The organism is Paraburkholderia sp., from assembly GCF_036488505.1.
In the GTDB taxonomy this organism is placed as follows: Bacteria; Pseudomonadota; Gammaproteobacteria; order Burkholderiales; family Burkholderiaceae; genus Paraburkholderia.
Map to the genome: position 1 here is coordinate 1 of NZ_DASXHN010000217.1, position 15,977 is coordinate 15,977.

Below are 15,977 nucleotides of genomic sequence, written 5' to 3' on the forward strand. Positions count from 1 at the left end.
GACAGGCTCGTCACATTGCTGTTCGTTGCGACCAGGCCCGTCGATAACGAGCCCAGACCGCTCGCCGTCGATGTTGAGAAGCTCGTTACGTTGCTGTTTGTTGCGACGAGGCCCGTTGATAACGAACCGACACCACTGGCCGTTGAAGTCGACAGCGAGTTGACACCCGTCGACAACGAACCCAGACCGCTCGCGGTCGACGTCGACAGCGAGTTGACACCCGTCGACAGCGACGTCACGCCACTTTGCGCGGTACTGATGCCTGTCGAGGCCGACGTCGATAATGACACCAGGTTGCTGTTGGTCGTGCTAAGACCGGTCGACAGGGAGATCAGTCCTGTCGACGTCGAGGTCGACAACGAGGTGATGTTGGAACCCACCGTGCTCGCGACCGAATACAGCTGGCTACCGTTCACCGCATCGGTACTGGCTGCGCCGACCAAGCCCGCAGCCACATTCTGCACACGTCGCTCAGCCCCTGCGGCCCCGACGCTCACGACGCCTGTGGCGCTGTTGCTACCGGCAAACGACCCATAAGTGGTAGCGCCAATCGTCGCGCTGCTGACGGTACCAGTCCCACCGGTGGCGCCTGATGCGACACCGGTCGTAGAGGCGCCGTTGCCCAGTGCGACCGAGCCTGCGACGGTTGCCGTAGCGAAAGCGCCAATGCCTACTGCGTTTGGCGCGGTGGCCGTACTGCCGTTGCCAAGAGCAACAGAGGCAGTACCCGAAGCGATAGCCCCGTATCCAATCGCCGTGGCTCTACTCCCGCTCGCTGTGGAAGCGCCACCCAAAGCAGTCGCTAGATCGGCGGTAGCAGAAGAACCCGGACCAATGGCTACATTAAAGCCCAAGCCACCTGCGCTAGGAGTCGCCACAGCGCCACCACCAATTGCCACCCCCGAGATGCCGGTCGCTGCAGCCTTGGTTCCGATGGCTATTGCGTCGGTTGCCGAGGAGCTAGCGCTGGACCCAACCGCTATCGCATTTCCTCCGCTTGCGGTTGAAAAATTACCAATCGCCGTCGAATCGGTACCTGAAGCAACGTTCAGAAATCCGACTCCCGTAGCCCACGTCGCATTAGCTATATTCCCGGTACCGATAGCCGATGCCCCGCTCGCACTGGCCGTATTCTGGCTACCAAGCGCGGCCGCGTAACTCGCGCTCGCTATGGCAGAAGGGCCGCCTCCACCAATAGCAACTGCGGTTACGACTGTTGCTGTACCGGTTCCCGCGGAGTATTGCGCCTGAGCAACCTGCAGCTGCGCACCCAACGCCAACACCGCCATTGCGACCGCACGAACCACCTTCGACTTCTTGGGCTTGCCCCGGGCGGAGTCGAGTTCCGATACGGCAACCCACGCTCCTAACGATTCATTCCACACCGAACGGTATGTCTTATTCATCCCTTTTCTCCGCCTCTTTGCGCCGCCCGATCATTCAGAAACTTTTGATCCAGCTTTATTTAGGATCAGCTGTCGCGAAACGTGAAATATCGCTTTAAGCAGCCGCTCCAAAGTCATCATCGAATTCCTTCAGCGCTTCTTGGCTGATGGAATATGGCGCAAGCATAGTGACGGCGTGACGTTCACATTGCGAACTTTTGCAAACTGTTGTGATTTTGGAGATCGCGTGCGCGCGGGGCCGAGCGTTTCGCGGATCCAACCTGCTTCTAGCCGGACAATGCGCCCGTGAGCAGGCCCGGCGGCGCCTATCGTCGCTGTCCGAACGTGCAGCTCAATACGCGAATCAAGGGATGAAGAAAGCTCTTGCCGTTTGTGAATCGGCGCTGTGCGCGTTACGGATTTTTGACGGCTCCTGTTCACAAAAAAGCCGCTGCACACAGCAGATAACTTCGCGGAGTTCTCCGCTCCGGAATACTTGCTGTGTTATCTGATTCTTAAAGACATGGTCAGGGGCGGTTAAAACGGTGTGAATAAAAGCGCGATCAGCAAAAAGAAAGAAGCGCGAATGCCGCGCATAATGCCGCCGAAAAACGGGCTGGTTTTGGCGCTGGCCAGCGAATGCGAGGACCGGCAGACGTTGTACAAATGATGCTGACACGCGAGAGGAGAAGGGCCGCTAGTGGCTGGCGATAAATCGAGCGCCGAAGGATGATCTTTGGAGGACTTTGCAGTCGTGCTGGAGACCGCGCCGCTCCGTGTAGCGGAGCTGGCCCAGTACTGCCGTCAAACCGCGTTTGTCGAGAACAGATAACCGCCCCGCGCACCGCTTGACGTTCGTCCACAGCGAATGCCGCGGAGCACGCACGCGAGCAGCGCCCGCAGTCGGAGGAGAACAAAAAAGTGCATCGCGCACCGCGAGAAGAAATGCAGCGCGACAACAACGCGCTGCCGCAGGCGGCTGCGCTGCGGACTCGGAGGAAGCGCGCCTACCGACCAGCGGCGGGCATCGCGTTGATTGCGCCCGGCGACACTGAAGCCTCTATCCTCGCGCCGCCCACGCTCATGCTGTCGTTGCCCGCTTTGTGCGCTTTCTGGCAGCTTGCGATACCCAGGACCAGTGGCACGATCAGCAGCACCGTACCTATCAATCGTTTCATCTCTACTCCTCGCGTCTGTCGGTCGCGATGCTGTCGGGGGATACCTCGCATCGCAGCAGCGATCGTGCCCACGCGCGATGGCCAACAAACCCTGTCAGCCTGAAAGATTCAGGCATGGCTAATGCAACCACGATCACATCGGCTCTGACATTAGAGGGGAAAAAGCCATGTCTTCAGCGCCAACCGTCAGTAGACATCCAGTCAGGCATTCCGCCCGGCACCCGTCGCGGATCGCCGCCGCGATTTTCGAACTGCTCAATCCCATCCCGTACGGGATGTTCGTCGGCGCCTTGATCTTCGACATCACCTACATGAACACGCGCAACGTGTTCTGGGGTAAAGGCGCCGCATGGCTTGTCACGGTCGGCCTGTTCATCGCGATCATTCCGCGCGTGCTCAATCTCGGTCACGTGTGGTTCCAGCGTCGTCACCCGGTCTCGCGTATCGAGCGAGTGGATTTCTGGCTGAACCTGGTCGCCATTGCCGCCGCCATCGTGAATGCATTCGTCCATAGCCGCGACGCGTATGGAATGGTTCCGGACAACGTGATCCTGTCGGTCATCACCGTGGTACTGCTAGCCATCGCGCACATTGCAATGGCGATGAACCGGCTCGATCTCGCGGAGGCGGCCTATGAATAAGCTCATCGCGAGCAGCGTGCTCGTCGCCGCCATGGCCGCGCTGATCAGCGGATGCCACGAGCACGCAGAATACGCGCCGTCGCAGCAGGCTGGAACGAATCCGCCCATTCCGCAGGCGCGCAACTTCTTCGCGCCGCCGATGCAGGTTCCGAAATATGTCGGATGGCAAAACGGTGCGACGCCGAAGGTACCCGCTGGCCTGAAGATCGAGAAAATCGCGTCGGGGCTCGTGCATCCTCGTCAGGTCTATACGCTGCCCAACGGCGACGTCCTCGTCGCGGAATCGAATAGCCCGGACGAAGAGCCCGTCACCACGCCAAAGCAGGTGATCGCCGGGCTGATTTCTGCGAGGTCGGGAAAGAAGGCCGACGGCGCGAACCGCATCACACTGCTCAGAAAACCAGCCAGCGGCAGCGGCGAATGGGAACGGCACGTGTTCATCCAGCATCTGCATTCCCCGTTCGGCATGCAGCTGATAGGCGACACACTTTATGTCGCCGATACCGATGCGATCCTGAAGTTTCCGTACAAGACGGGCGAAACCAGCATCAGCGAGCGCGGCGTCGAGCTCGCCGATCTTCCCAACACGATCAACCATCACTGGACGAAATCGCTACTGGCAAGTCCGGACGGCAAGAAGCTCTATGTGGGCGTCGGCTCGAACAGCAATGTCGGCGAGAACGGTCTGGATGTCGAGTATCGGCGCGCGGACGTGCTCGAAGTCGATACGGCCACTGGCGCGAGCCGCATCTACGCCGCGGGAATTCGCAATCCGACCGGGCTGCAATGGGAACCGAAGACGGGACAACTGTGGGCCATCGCGAACGAGCGCGACGAGATCGGCCCGGATCTGGTGCCCGACTATCTGACGTCGGTGAAAGAAAATGCGTTCTATGGCTGGCCGTACAGCTACTACGGGCAGCACGTCGATCCGCGCGCGCAACCGCAGCGCCCCGACCTGGTTGCCAAGGCAATCCCGCCGGACTTCTCGATCGGCTCGCACGTCGCGCCGCTGGGACTGACGTTCTATACCGGCACCAATCTGCCGGCGCAGTATCGCGGCGCTGCGTTTATCGGCGAGCATGGCAGTTGGGACCGCTCGCCTTTGAGCGGGTACGTGGTCTCGTACGTCGCGTTCGAAAGCGGCAAGCCGGTCGGTGCGCCGAAGGATGTGGTAACCGGCTTTACGTCTGCGGATCAGAAAGAACTGTATGGCGCGCCCGTGGGCGTCGCGCAGGATCGCGACGGCGGCCTGCTGATTGCGGATGATGTCGGCAACACGGTGTGGCGGGTAACGGCCGCGGGAAGCTGACAGGCCTTTCGCTCTAACAGCCGTTCACAGCGATCCGGCGGCGCTCGCGCGCGTCGCCGGATTTGCATTCCAGTAAAAGGCGACGCACGTCGCGGCGACGGCCGGCTCGCGCACGCATGAGTGGGCACCCTGCTTGCTGTAAAGCGACGCCGGCAGGCTCGCTTCCCGAACGATCGAGTGCGACGACCTGGCACTGGAGCGCAGCGATCATGGACACGATCAACCAAGGCGCGAACGACCGCGCGTCGCGCGTACGCAGAAAGCGTAAATCGCGCGTGCTGTCCCGCTATGCGGGCCGCCCGCTGGCGCTGATGTGGCGCTATATCGCACGCCACAAGCTCGCGCACGCAATCCTGCTGCTGACGATCTTCGCCGCCATCGGATGCGCACTCGCGGCGCAGTATGGGATTCGTAATCTGATCGATGCGTTACCCGATGGCCACGCGCATCGCGATCGCGTGGTGCGGGCATTCCTCATCCTGGTCGGGCTGATTTTCGCGGACAACCTGCTGTGGCGCATCGGCGGCTGGATTTCGGCGCATGCGTTCGTCGCGGTCACGGGCGACATTCGCGACGACATGTTCGAATACCTCGCGGGTCACGCGCCATCCTACTTCGCCGACAAACAGCCGGGCGTTCTGTCGAGCCGCATCACGTCGATGGCAAACGCGGTCTACGTGCTCGAGAATGCGCTCGCGTGGGCCACGTTGCCGCCTGCGTTGACGGTGGTCGGATCGATCGCGATGGTGTCGGCCGTCAGCGTGCCGATGAGCTTCGCGCTCACCGCGATGTCCGCCGCGCTTGCCGCCGGGCTTTTCGTGCTGGCGCGCAAAGGCATGGCGCGCCACGAGCACTTCGCCGAACGGGCGGCGTCGGTCGATGGCGAACTGGTCGATGTGGTGAGCAACATGGGCCTCGTGCGCGCGTTCGCCGCCGAAGCCGCCGAGCGGCGCCGCTTCGATGAGCATCTGCAAGTCGAAACGCAAGCCCGCACGCATAGTCTGCTTTACCTCGAACGTCTGCGCGTGGTGCACGCGTTGGCAACCGCGGTCCTGTCGGCCTGCGTGCTCGGCTGGACCGTATGGCTGTGGAGTGTCGGCCGCGCGACGACCGGCGACGTGGTGCTGATCTGCTCGCTGGGCTTTTCGATTCTGCACGGTTCGCGCGATGTCGCCGTCGCGTTCGTCGATCTGACGCAATACGTCGCGCGTCTGGGCGAAGCCACGCAAACGCTGCTCGTGCCGCACGGAATGCCCGAAGCGCCCAAGGCAGCCGCGCTCACCGTGGAGCGCGCGACGATCGACTTCGAAGCGGTGAGCTTCGCGTATCCGGGGCGCCGCCCCGTTCTCGATGGCTTCACGCTGCACATCGAGGCCGGCGAGCGGGTTGGACTGGTCGGTCCGTCGGGCGCGGGCAAGTCGACGATCCTGATGTTGCTGCAGCATTTTTACGAGCCGGCCGCCGGCCGCGTGTGCATCTCCGGGCAGGACATCTCGCAGGTGTCGTGGAATAGCCTGCAGGAAGCGCTGGCCATCGTGCCGCAGGACGTGTCGCTGTTTCATCGCACGCTACGCGAGAATGTCAGCTACGGCCGGCCAGACGCGACCGACGAAGCCATCCTTCGTGCCTGCGAACTCGCGCAATGCCTGGACTTCGTCAACGCATTGCCCGAAAAACTCGACACGATCGTCGGCGATCGCGGCACCAAGCTGTCCGGCGGACAGCGCCAGCGCATCGGCATTGCTCGTGCGATTCTGCGCAATGCGCCGATTCTGCTGCTCGACGAAGCCACCTCGGCGCTCGACACGCACTCCGAAATCGCGATCCAGGCGGCTGTCGATCGAGCGATGCAGGGAAGAACGGTCGTTGCGGTCGCGCATCGGCTGTCGACGCTGCAGAATTTCGATCGCATCGTCGTGCTGAGCCGCGGACGCATCGTCCAGCAGGGCACGCCCGCCGACCTCGCCGCGCGGCCAGGCATCTATCGCGACATGTGGATCAAACAGAACCGGCGCGCGCCAGCTCTGGCGGCTTGATCGCGTACGCGGCAGCGTGGCCGGTCATGACTTCCACGGGCGTTCGGCCGTCGCGCCTCTCGCGTCTGTTGTTCGCACTGGTAGTGGGGGCGGCGGCTATCTGGGCCGTCCATCCCGCGTATGCCGCCTATGCAATCGCGCAATACGGCGAGCCCAAATATCCGGCGGATTTCAAACACTTCGACTACGTCAATCCCGACGCGCCCCGCGATGGCACACTCGTCCTCGCGAACCCGAACCGGCTGACGAGCTTCGACAAGTTCAACCCGTTCACGCTGCGTGGGAACCCCGCCCCCGGGCTCGGACTGATGTTCGAAAGCCTGACGACCGGCAGCGCCGACGAACTGGCGAGCGCGTATTGCCTGCTCGCGGACGATATCGAGGTCGCGAAAGATGGCCTGTCGACAACCTTCCACATCAATCCGAACGCGCGCTTCTCGAACGGCGATCCTGTCACCGCCGCGGACGTCAAGTACTCGCTCGATACGCTAAAGAGTCCGCAAGCTCTGCCGCAGTTCGCGGTGTACTTCGGGCAGATCGCGCGCGCGGTGGTGCTCGACCGGCTCACGATCCGCTTCGAATTCAAGGTGGCGACGCGCGAAATGCCGCTGCTCGCCGGCGGAATGCCGGTGTTCTCGCACAAGTGGGGGATGCGGGCAGACGGCACGCGCATTCCGTTCGACCAGCTGGCATTCGAAAAACCCATCGCAAGCGGCGACTATCTGATCGACAGCTACAGTAACGGCCGAACCATCACGTACCGGCGCAACCCGAACTACTGGGGCACGTCGCTGCCGGTACGGGTCGGCACCCACAACTTTGCGCGCATCGAATACAAGCTGTATGCGGACACGGTCTCGCAGCTCGAAGCGTTCAAGGCCGGCGAATACGATGTGCACGTCGAATACACCGCGCAGAGCTGGGTGCGGCGCGATGTCGGCAAGCGCTTCGAGAACGGCGAGCTGATCAAACGCGAGTTTGCGCATCACAACGGCGTCGGTATGCAGGGGTTTTTCATCAACCTGCGGCGGCCGCTCTTTCGCGACGTGCGCGTGCGCCGGGCGCTGGATCTCGCGTTCGACTTCGAGTGGCTCAACCGGCAGCTTTTCTACAATCAATACAGGCGCACGAACAGCTTTTTCGTCAACACGGACCTGCAGGCAAAGGGCCGACCCAGCGCCGGCGAACTGGCGATTCTCGAGCCGCTGCGCCGCCAGCTCGACCCGGCGGTGTTCGGCGACATGCCTCGGCAGCCGGACACCGATCCGCCGGGATCGCTGCGCGCGAACCTGATCGAGGCGCGCGACCTGCTCGCCCAGGCGGGCTGGCATTATCGCGACAGTGCATTGCGCAACGCGGCGGGCCAGCCGTTCGTCTTCGAGTTGCTCGACGATGCGGGTAGCGGCGTGTCGATGGAGCCGGTCGCCGCTGCGTTTGGCCGCAATCTGCAAAAGCTCGGCATCACGTTGAACTATCGGACCGCCGATTCCGCGCTGGTTCAGCGACGCATCGACGCGTTCGACTTCGACATGACGACGGTGCGTCTGCCCGACGTGCAGGTGCCAGGCACCGAGCAGCTGTCGCGTTTCGGCAGCAAGTACGCGGACGAGCCGGGCTCGGATAACATCGCTGGCGTGAAGTCGCCCGCCATCGACGCAATCCTGCGCCTGGTTTTACATGCGCAAACGCGCGAGCAGCTCGTCGACGCGACCCATGCGCTCGACCGCGTATTGATGAACGGCTATTACGTCATTCCGCATTGGTATTCCGCCGTTCATCGAATCGCGTACCGCAACACGCTCGCGTATCCAACCACGCTGCCGCTTTATTTCGCCGCCGACGAATGGGTGCTGTCGACGTGGTGGAAGAAAGCCGCGGCGTCTTCCAGATAGAGAGACGCGCAGTGCCGCGTCGCCGGCTTCGCGTTGCGCTAATCGCGCTCCGTTAAGCACTGCTGGACCGGACTTTGCTTCCGTCCTCGATGAAGGAGGAACACAAATCATGACAAAACGACTCATTGCAATCGTCATATCGCTTGGCCTCGCGGGCTGCGTCGTTGCCCCGCCTGCCAACTATGGTTACGGCTACGAGCCGGCGCCCGCTTATGGCTATGGCCCCGGGTATTACGCCGCGCCGGCCGTCAACGTGGGGATCGGCATTGGCGGCTACTGGGGTGGCCATGGCGGTCATTATCACGGCCACTGATTTCTCGCTCGACCCGTACGGGCCGCCGCTGGGCGGCCCGGCCCGGCAACTTGATGCAATTGCGTCGCATCGGCTGACGACGTTCAGCGCTGCATAGTGCCGGTCAGCTACCGCGGCGCTCCCTTGCACCGCGCCTCCTCCTTCCTGCAAAAGCATCGATACGCGGTATCAGTACGGTCCCAACGGGACTGATACCATGAGCCCTCGTGCGGATCGAATTCGACGAGCGAGGGCCGCGCCGTTAGCGCGCGGCAGGTCAAAATTCCTCCTGGAGTAGCCTTCCTGATGAGCAGCCCCGTGAACATTGCAACACGCAACAACGTCCGCGTCGGCGGAGACGGACCCGTCACGATGATCTTTTCCCATGGCTTTGGCTGCGATCAGTCCATGTGGCGGTATGTCGCTCCGACATTCGAAGGCCGATACCGAACGGTGCTCTTCGATCTCGTGGGCAGCGGAAAATCGGACCTGGCCAGCTACGACTATAAGAAGTACGGCTCGCTGCACGGGTACGCGACGGACGTACTGGAAATACTCGACGAGGTCGCGCCGGGACCGGCCATTTTTATCGGCCATTCGGTCAGCGCGATGATCGGTATGCTTGCCGCGATCGCGGCGCCGGAACGCTTCGCGGCCAATGTGATGATTGGCCCGTCACCGTCGTTCATCAACGACGGCGACTATGTCGGCGGCTTTTGTCGCGCCGACATCGACGACCTGCTCGAAACGCTGGAGAACAATTTCCTCGGCTGGTCCAGCACGATGGCGCCGGCGATCATGGGTGCGCCGGAGCAGCCGCACCTGAGCGAAGAGCTGACCAACAGCTTTTGCCGCACCGATCCGGACATCGCCAAGCACTTTGCCCGCGTGACCTTTCTCGCGGATCATCGAGCCGACATGCCGCGCGTCTCGACCCCAACTCTCATTCTGCAATCAGACGACGATCTGCTTGCTCCCGTGTGCGTGGGCGAATATATGCACCGGTTGATCCCCGGAAGCAGCCTTGCCGTGGTCAACAACATCGGCCATTGTCCACATCTAAGCGCGCCTGGCGCCAGTGTCGATGCAATCGAGTCGTATCTTCGCAAGACAGGGCTCTAGCGCATGGGCCGCCTACCCGGCAAACAATGGGACGCGGACGCCGCATACGAGCGGGCTCCATGCGGCCTTATTGTCGCGGCCGCAGGCGGCAAGATCATCCGTGTGAACAAAACCTGCTGTGAATGGCTGGGTTTCTCCGCGGCGCAACTGGTCGAAACGCGAAGCTTCCAGGATTTACTCACCATCGGCGGCAAAATTTTTCTACTGACCCACGTGATGCCGCTGCTCCAGATGCAGCGGTCCGTGGCTGAAATCAAGCTCGATCTGCGTCACCGCGATGGGCGCGCGGTCCCGATGCTCGTCAACATCAGTCGTATCAGCGACGCAGGGTGCGAGCTCGACGAGTTCTCCGTGATGGTCATGAGTGACCGGCATAAGTACGAACGTGAGCTCGTCGTTGCGCGCACACGGCTGGAAGAATCGCTACAGGCGAAGGAAGCGGCGGAACTCGCGCTGCGAGCCGCGGACCGGCGCAAAGATGAATTTCTCGCCACGCTGGCTCACGAACTGCGTAATCCGCTAGGGGCGATGCGCACGGCGATCGATCTGCTGCGGCGCCCCGAGCTTCTAGGCGGTGACACGGCGTGGCCGCTGCAATTGCTAGCCCGGCAACTAGACCAGGCGTCCCGGCTAACGGACGACCTGCTGGATGCGTCGCGGATTGGGGAAGGAAAGATCGAACTGCGGAAAACAACGGTGGAAATTGGCGCCATCCTGCATGAGGTCGTCGAAAGCACGCGCGCGCGACACTTCGCGCATGGGCCGTCGCATGAGGTGGAGACCCATATCCCGCCCGAACGCATTTACGTCCATGCGGACCCGTTGCGTGTGTCGCAAGTCATTCAAAACCTGCTGAACAACGCGCTTCGCTACACGCCCTCCGGCGGCAAGATCTGCCTGTCGGCTGAAAGACAAGATGACCAAGCGGTCATCACCGTTCGCGACAACGGAATTGGGATTGCCCGAAACGACTTACCAACGATCTTCCAGATGTTCGCCCAAGCGCCTTCAGCGCGAGGCCGCGTGATGGGCGGCCTCGGCGTCGGGCTCGCGCTGGTGCGCGCACTGGTGGAATTGCATGACGGGCGGGTGACGGTCGACAGTCGAGGACCCGGTCACGGAACCTCGTTCGAAGTGCGTCTGCCCGCGCTTCCTGCTGAACCGCAACCGTTGCCGTCGCCGGCCGTTGAAAGCAGTGGTTCGAGCGCGACGCAGCGCCGCGTGCTGGTGGTGGATGACAACGAGGGCGCCGCGGCCAGCCTCGCGATCCTGCTCGAGTCGGAAGGTCACACCGCACAGACGGCAACGAGTGGGCGAGACGCTCTGCGTGCGGCGGACGAATTCGTTCCCGAAGTGGTGGTCCTCGACCTGGGACTGCCCGATATCGACGGCGCGGAAGTCGCGCGCCGCATTCGAAGCCACCGCGGTTCGAGCGTCGCGTTGATTGCGCTTACCGGTTGGGCTCCCGATAACAATGCGTCGACGAGTCAAAATCTCTTTGATGCGTACTTCGTCAAACCTGTCGACGTCGCAAAGCTTTTGGACGCACTCGAACAGATGCCGGGAGCATAGTTCGCTGTTCCGTGCGAGCGACGGCGATCTCCAACGCGATATGCGGCAACAGCACACACGCTCCGATTTGCCCGCCGGATCACAGCAGGTGCAGCAATGCCGGCAGCAGCACCGGGACGACGAATGCCGTGAAGACGCCGTTCAGGCCCATCCCGAGGCCGGCGAACGCACCCATCGCGTCGCTCACCTGGAACGCGCGCGCCGTGCCGATGCCGTGTGACGCCACCCCAAGCGCGAAACCGCGTGCTTCCACATCGGTCACACGCAGCAGGTTGAGCAGACCGCGCGCCGTCACCGCACCGAACACGCCGGTGCAAATCACCAGCACCGCCGTCAACGACGGGATGCCGCCGATCTGTTTGGCGACCGCCATCGCGATCGGCGTGGTCGCCGACTTGGGGGCCAACGATGCGATCGTCTGGCGCGATGCACCCATCAGCGCTGCGATCGAAACGGCCGACACGATAGCGGTCAGGGAGCCCGCGGCAAGACTCACGACGATCGGCACGGCGAGTCGCCGCAGATTCGCCAATTGCTGATACAGCGGCAACGCGAGAGCAACGGTGGCCGGTCCCAACAGAAAGTGAACGAATTGCGCGCCGTCGAAGTACGTCTCGTACGGTGTGCCGCTCGTCTTGAGCACGACGACAACGATCGCCACCGCGATCAGGACCGGGTTAGCAAGCGGGTTATAGCGGCAGGCCGCATAAATGCGCTGTGCGATCAGATAGGCGAGCAGCGTGATCGTCAGGCCCAGCAGCGGCGTGGCCGCAAGATAAACCCAGATCGCTCCCAGACGCGGTGCCGCGATCATGTGCGCTCTCCCGCGTCGCCGGCCATCCGTCGCTGGCGCCGTAGCATCGCACGCATCACGAGCGCGGTAACCACGAGCGCCAATGCAGTGCTCACGGCAACCGATAGCACGACGGCCAGCAGGTCGCCGCTGAGTGCTTTTGCCGACACCATGATGCCGACACCCGCCGGCACGAACAGCAACGACAGATGCCGCAGCAGTTCCAGTGACGTAGGCTCCAGTGATGCAACGCTGCGCGGCTGTATCGCGAGGTACGCCAGTAGCAGCAGCATGCCCACGACCGGCCCGGGCACAGGAAGTTTGAACAGATAGGCAATGCCTTCGCCAAGGCATTGGAACACCAGCAAAGTGGCGAGTGCGGTAAGCATCGTACGGTTCTGGGATCGGACAAGCCGGTTAACTGCGCTCGCAGCGGCGCAGCGCATCGCTCTTCTGGCGCCGACGTTGGCCGTCGACTGCTGCGCATTATGCGGTCAATCGGGACCATCGGTGTGGATGGGTAGCCGATGCCGCGATTCTCCAGTGCCAGGGCAAGCCGATCCGTGACGCTTGCGGCGTGCACCGTGATTAAAGGTTCGACGGGTTTCCCGGATCAACGTTACCTTCGTCGAGATTGTCGGTTTGATCGCCGAGATCCTTGCGGTTGTCGCCGTTCGTGATCTGCGCTTCGCCTTTTACCTTGCGATCTTCGTTTCCGGTGATCGAGCCGACGCCCTTGTTGACGTAGCCCTTCAGCTCTTCCTTGAGGCCTTCACGCTGGTCCTTGTTCATCACAACTCCTGGTCGAAATGGAAATCATCGAGCGTCGCCGCGCGACGCGCTCACGCCGACAGGTCGTCCTTGCCGTCCGGCTCGACGTCCTTCGGATTGTCGAGGTGATCGGGCGCTGGTTCATAGGGGCCACGCCCAGGCTCCGGCTTTTGCGGGATCATCGTTTCGTCCATGTTGCCGTGGCCTTTCTGACGCACCTTGCCGTCCTTGTCGACACTCACTTCGTCGCGATCTTCCGCAGACTCGCGGCGCGCCGGATCGGCGCGCTCGGATGCAGAGTTCCCGGTCATCGTGGTTCTCCTGTCAGTACGATGCTGTATAGAAACGGGGCGCCGCAGGCGCTTCAATCCGGTGAGCGAGTCCGGTCGCGTTCGCTCTGCGAGCCCGGCGGCGTGCCCGGTTTGGTGTCGGGGGTATGCGAATGGTGCACGCTCGCAAGCATCCGCCGTGCCGAACCGCAGCATCCGCGTCAGCCAGCCCCCGAAGGTTCACCGCCGGCAATTATCAGCAACCTCGACGGCAATGCGTCGGGATTACCGGGCTTGAACCAGTTCATTTCGGGGATCCGCGAGTCTGTCAGGTAAATGGAACCATCGGGACCCTCCGCAAAAGTGTCGGGCCATTGCAAGCCCGGCTCGTGCAGGAGCGTCGCCAGCGACTCGCCATCCCATACTGTCACCGCGTGCTCTTCGACCGCGGTAATCAGCAGGCGCCCAGCCCGGTCGAAATGCAAGCCGTCCGCCGGCCCATGCTCGAGTACCTTGTCGACGCGCTCGCCTACTTCGTCGCACGAAAGCGCGGTATCGCGAAGCGCTTCGGTCGGCACGCGGTACAGCGTCTTGCCTTTCACGGCCTGCCAGAACAGATAGACTCCGTCGCGACTGAGCGCGATGCCGTCGGCGGAAAACTCGACGCCGCGTCCATCGGGACGCCGTAGCGGCGCGCCGTTCGCGTGGACGGTGACGCTGGGGTCCATCTGGGTCGACGGATGGCCGTCGAGCACACGACGCATCTGTCCCGACTCGAGATCGATTACGACGATCGCACCCTGAGTCCCGGAGTCCGTGATGTACACGAAACGTCCATCCGGGCTCACGCGCACGTCGTTCAGATAACTGCCCTGAGGCGCGATGTCGAGCGGGAACGCGATGCACTGGGCGACGCTGTCGGTCGCAAGATCGATACGCACGAGCTTGGGGGCACCCGGCACGACGAACGCCTGGGCCGGCGCGCCAGGATCGAGCACCCACAGGTTGTTTTGCGAATCGCACAACATGGCCTGCACGCAGACCCAGCGATCCTGCGCGCTCAACTGATCGCGCTTTGCGTTGCGCCAGCTATTCCACTCGTCGTCCGGGTACGGGCGGACGTCGCCGTCGGCCGTGAGAACGCCGACTGAGATCGGCGCGTCTTCTGTCCAGCGGGGGAAATTGACGAAGATCCGTCCGTCGCGGGCGACGGCCACGCCGGTCACCTGGTGTGCAAACGACGCGATTTCGCGTAGATACAGCGGCGAGTCCTGGTCGCTGATGGATGACGCCGGGGCTGCGGTCAGCGGCACCCGGTCAGCGTCGGATGACGCGTTGATGCTTGTCATGAGCTTTCTCCGATCAGGGTTTGACCGGTGGTGAGCAAGGCGGATGCCGCGAAGCTGGTGCAGCGCGACCGACACGCGGTGTGGAGAATCCGATGATGGCGGGCATCCGCGAAACGTTTGTCGACCATCGCTCCTGTCTACAAAGTCCGACCGGTCTTACGGCTTCTTCGAGCGCGGCAGCTGCGCATTGACGAACGGGTTATAGCCGCGCCCACTCGCCGGCCGCTGCTCTTTGCTTGCCTGGCGGCGTTTGCTCGGTTTTCCGTTGCCCGACAGTGGCGCAAGGAGTTCTTCAGATTCCGACTCGGACTCGGACTTCGAGTCGGAGTCCGCTTCTGCATCGTCCACTGGCGGTGCGGCTTTTCTACGTCTCGAAGGCTTGGGCGGCGCGGCTTGCTCGCTTGCCGACGAAGGGGAAGCGGCGTGCGAGGTGACGCTTGCGATATGGTCGATCACGGACATGAAGGACGCGGCCGTGGATTGAACCGGTTGTCCTGGCAGCATGGTCAGCGCGACGATTTCGTGTAGTGAGCGGCCGTCGACGGCGCGCGCCGTCGCCGTGCGATGCCAGTCGACGTTCGCCTGAGCAAAAGCGCCGATCACCCGTTCGAGCACGGCTGGCGACATAACGCCGCCGTCGTACAACCTGATGACGACGTTTTCGAAAATCTGGAACGCTGTAATGGCCGTTGTTTTCTGCGCCACGGTAGGTTGGCTGCCTAGGTTTCTTCCAACTTCGCTCAGCAAGGTTCATGCCGGCGGGTGCCGAAACGATCATGTCCGCGCGCTTACATCTTTTCCTTCACACCGCACCGAATCAACCACCAATTGACCGGATAGCTGGTTGCAAACCCCGCCAACATCGCGAGTTGCATCGCGAACCAGAACTCCGGACTGGCCACGTTTGCAATGCCGCCGTAAGCCGGCTTGAACCACAGGAACTGGATGATGGCCATCAATCCGTACATGCCGATCTGCCACGCCGCTATCGACGCAAAATCCGCCTTCACAGCGGCGGCTATGCCCTGCCGGACCGACAGGCCGCGCATCGGTTTGATCGTGAAGTACTGAAATCCGATGCCGAGTAGAAAAGCGACGATAAAGTCCGGAATCCAGACCGCGAATGTCTTCTCGTCGAAAATACGATGCCATCCGAACCACACTGCAAAAGCCGGAAAAGCAAAGGCTAACCATTCGACGACGATGTCCCCGACTGTGCAGCCAGCGCCACAATGGCTGGTGCCTTTCATTACCATCACAGCGAATGGCTGCGCTTCATTTCTCTTTATCGCGGTCAGTGCATTGCGTCCCCAGGCAAAGTAAGCAGCGAGCCAAAGCACGGCGCCGAACAGCGTTGTCAGCGGC

At 62.3% G+C, this 15,977-nt stretch carries 16 protein-coding genes; 7 read left to right on the forward strand and 9 right to left on the reverse strand.

Annotation, left to right across the window (positions count from 1 at the left end; all coding sequences use genetic code 11):
• A partial coding sequence (locus VGH68_RS13135) for an ESPR domain-containing protein (RefSeq protein WP_331604058.1) occupies positions 1 to 1,406 on the reverse strand: 1,406 nt, incomplete at its 3' end.
• A gap of 986 nt (positions 1,407 to 2,392) precedes the next feature.
• Entirely contained in the window at positions 2,393 to 2,563 is a 171-nt protein-coding gene (locus VGH68_RS13140) for a hypothetical protein (protein WP_331604059.1), read from the reverse strand.
• Between the two features lie 167 nt (positions 2,564 to 2,730).
• Between VGH68_RS13140 and VGH68_RS13145 the strand changes: the two genes are divergently transcribed.
• The 7 genes from VGH68_RS13145 (at position 2,731) to VGH68_RS13175 (ending at position 11,430) form a co-directional block, all read left to right on the forward strand.
• Positions 2,731 to 3,204, forward strand: coding sequence for a DUF2231 domain-containing protein (locus VGH68_RS13145; RefSeq protein WP_331604060.1), 474 nt, complete (start codon positions 2,731 to 2,733; stop codon positions 3,202 to 3,204).
• On the forward strand, positions 3,197 to 4,516 hold the full coding sequence (locus tag VGH68_RS13150; RefSeq protein WP_331604061.1) for a sorbosone dehydrogenase family protein: 1,320 nt from the start codon (positions 3,197 to 3,199) through the stop codon (positions 4,514 to 4,516). Before VGH68_RS13145 ends, VGH68_RS13150 begins: the two co-directional genes overlap by 8 nt.
• A gap of 209 nt (positions 4,517 to 4,725) precedes the next feature.
• Entirely contained in the window at positions 4,726 to 6,552 is a 1,827-nt protein-coding gene (locus VGH68_RS13155) for an ABC transporter ATP-binding protein (protein ID WP_331604062.1), read from the forward strand.
• Between the two features lie 26 nt (positions 6,553 to 6,578).
• A complete protein-coding gene (locus VGH68_RS13160) occupies positions 6,579 to 8,444 on the forward strand; it encodes an extracellular solute-binding protein (RefSeq protein ID WP_331604063.1) in 1,866 nt (621 codons plus the stop codon).
• A 109-nt stretch (positions 8,445 to 8,553) separates the two neighbouring features.
• Positions 8,554 to 8,757 (forward strand): hypothetical protein, encoded by a 204-nt coding sequence (locus tag VGH68_RS13165; protein WP_331604064.1) that lies wholly within the window; start codon positions 8,554 to 8,556, stop codon positions 8,755 to 8,757.
• A gap of 297 nt (positions 8,758 to 9,054) precedes the next feature.
• Complete coding sequence (locus tag VGH68_RS13170; RefSeq protein WP_331604072.1) at positions 9,055 to 9,858, forward strand: alpha/beta hydrolase; 804 nt, start codon at positions 9,055 to 9,057, stop codon at positions 9,856 to 9,858.
• Positions 9,859 to 9,861: 3 nt separating this feature from the next.
• On the forward strand, positions 9,862 to 11,430 hold the full coding sequence (locus tag VGH68_RS13175) for a hybrid sensor histidine kinase/response regulator (RefSeq protein ID WP_331604065.1): 1,569 nt from the start codon (positions 9,862 to 9,864) through the stop codon (positions 11,428 to 11,430).
• A 79-nt stretch (positions 11,431 to 11,509) separates the two neighbouring features.
• Here the strand turns inward: VGH68_RS13175 and VGH68_RS13180 are convergent, their stop codons facing one another.
• From VGH68_RS13180 to VGH68_RS13210, 7 genes are all read right to left on the reverse strand, one after another.
• Complete coding sequence (locus VGH68_RS13180; RefSeq protein ID WP_331604066.1) at positions 11,510 to 12,244, reverse strand: LrgB family protein; 735 nt, start codon at positions 12,242 to 12,244, stop codon at positions 11,510 to 11,512.
• A complete protein-coding gene (locus tag VGH68_RS13185; protein WP_331604067.1) occupies positions 12,241 to 12,612 on the reverse strand; it encodes a CidA/LrgA family protein in 372 nt (123 codons plus the stop codon). Before VGH68_RS13185 ends, VGH68_RS13180 begins: the two co-directional genes overlap by 4 nt.
• A gap of 199 nt (positions 12,613 to 12,811) precedes the next feature.
• Positions 12,812 to 13,015, reverse strand: coding sequence for a CsbD family protein (locus VGH68_RS13190; protein ID WP_331604068.1), 204 nt, complete (start codon positions 13,013 to 13,015; stop codon positions 12,812 to 12,814).
• A gap of 50 nt (positions 13,016 to 13,065) precedes the next feature.
• Positions 13,066 to 13,305, reverse strand: a complete 240-nt coding sequence (locus tag VGH68_RS13195; RefSeq protein WP_331604069.1) for a hypothetical protein — start codon at positions 13,303 to 13,305, stop codon at positions 13,066 to 13,068.
• A 179-nt stretch (positions 13,306 to 13,484) separates the two neighbouring features.
• Entirely contained in the window at positions 13,485 to 14,612 is a 1,128-nt protein-coding gene (locus VGH68_RS13200) for an L-dopachrome tautomerase-related protein (protein ID WP_331604070.1), read from the reverse strand.
• Positions 14,613 to 14,768: 156 nt separating this feature from the next.
• The gene (locus tag VGH68_RS13205) at positions 14,769 to 15,359 is read right to left on the reverse strand and encodes a hypothetical protein (RefSeq protein ID WP_414696936.1); all 591 of its coding nucleotides are present in this window, start codon (positions 15,357 to 15,359) and stop codon (positions 14,769 to 14,771) included.
• Between the two features lie 41 nt (positions 15,360 to 15,400).
• A partial coding sequence (locus VGH68_RS13210) for a DUF4396 domain-containing protein (protein ID WP_331604071.1) occupies positions 15,401 to 15,977 on the reverse strand: 577 nt, incomplete at its 5' end.

Coding starts and splice junctions, on each gene's coding strand:
- VGH68_RS13140 (WP_331604059.1), bottom strand. CDS start 2,563: ATGAAACGATTGATAGGTACGGTGCTGCTGATCGTGCCACTGGTCCTG.
- VGH68_RS13145 (WP_331604060.1), top strand. CDS start 2,731: ATGTCTTCAGCGCCAACCGTCAGTAGACATCCAGTCAGGCATTCCGCC.
- VGH68_RS13150 (WP_331604061.1), top strand. CDS start 3,197: ATGAATAAGCTCATCGCGAGCAGCGTGCTCGTCGCCGCCATGGCCGCG.
- VGH68_RS13155 (WP_331604062.1), top strand. CDS start 4,726: ATGGACACGATCAACCAAGGCGCGAACGACCGCGCGTCGCGCGTACGC.
- VGH68_RS13160 (WP_331604063.1), top strand. CDS start 6,579: ATGACTTCCACGGGCGTTCGGCCGTCGCGCCTCTCGCGTCTGTTGTTC.
- VGH68_RS13165 (WP_331604064.1), top strand. CDS start 8,554: ATGACAAAACGACTCATTGCAATCGTCATATCGCTTGGCCTCGCGGGC.
- VGH68_RS13175 (WP_331604065.1), top strand. CDS start 9,862: ATGGGCCGCCTACCCGGCAAACAATGGGACGCGGACGCCGCATACGAG.
- VGH68_RS13180 (WP_331604066.1), bottom strand. CDS start 12,244: ATGATCGCGGCACCGCGTCTGGGAGCGATCTGGGTTTATCTTGCGGCC.
- VGH68_RS13185 (WP_331604067.1), bottom strand. CDS start 12,612: ATGCTTACCGCACTCGCCACTTTGCTGGTGTTCCAATGCCTTGGCGAA.
- VGH68_RS13190 (WP_331604068.1), bottom strand. CDS start 13,015: ATGAACAAGGACCAGCGTGAAGGCCTCAAGGAAGAGCTGAAGGGCTAC.
- VGH68_RS13195 (WP_331604069.1), bottom strand. CDS start 13,305: ATGACCGGGAACTCTGCATCCGAGCGCGCCGATCCGGCGCGCCGCGAG.
- VGH68_RS13200 (WP_331604070.1), bottom strand. CDS start 14,612: ATGACAAGCATCAACGCGTCATCCGACGCTGACCGGGTGCCGCTGACC.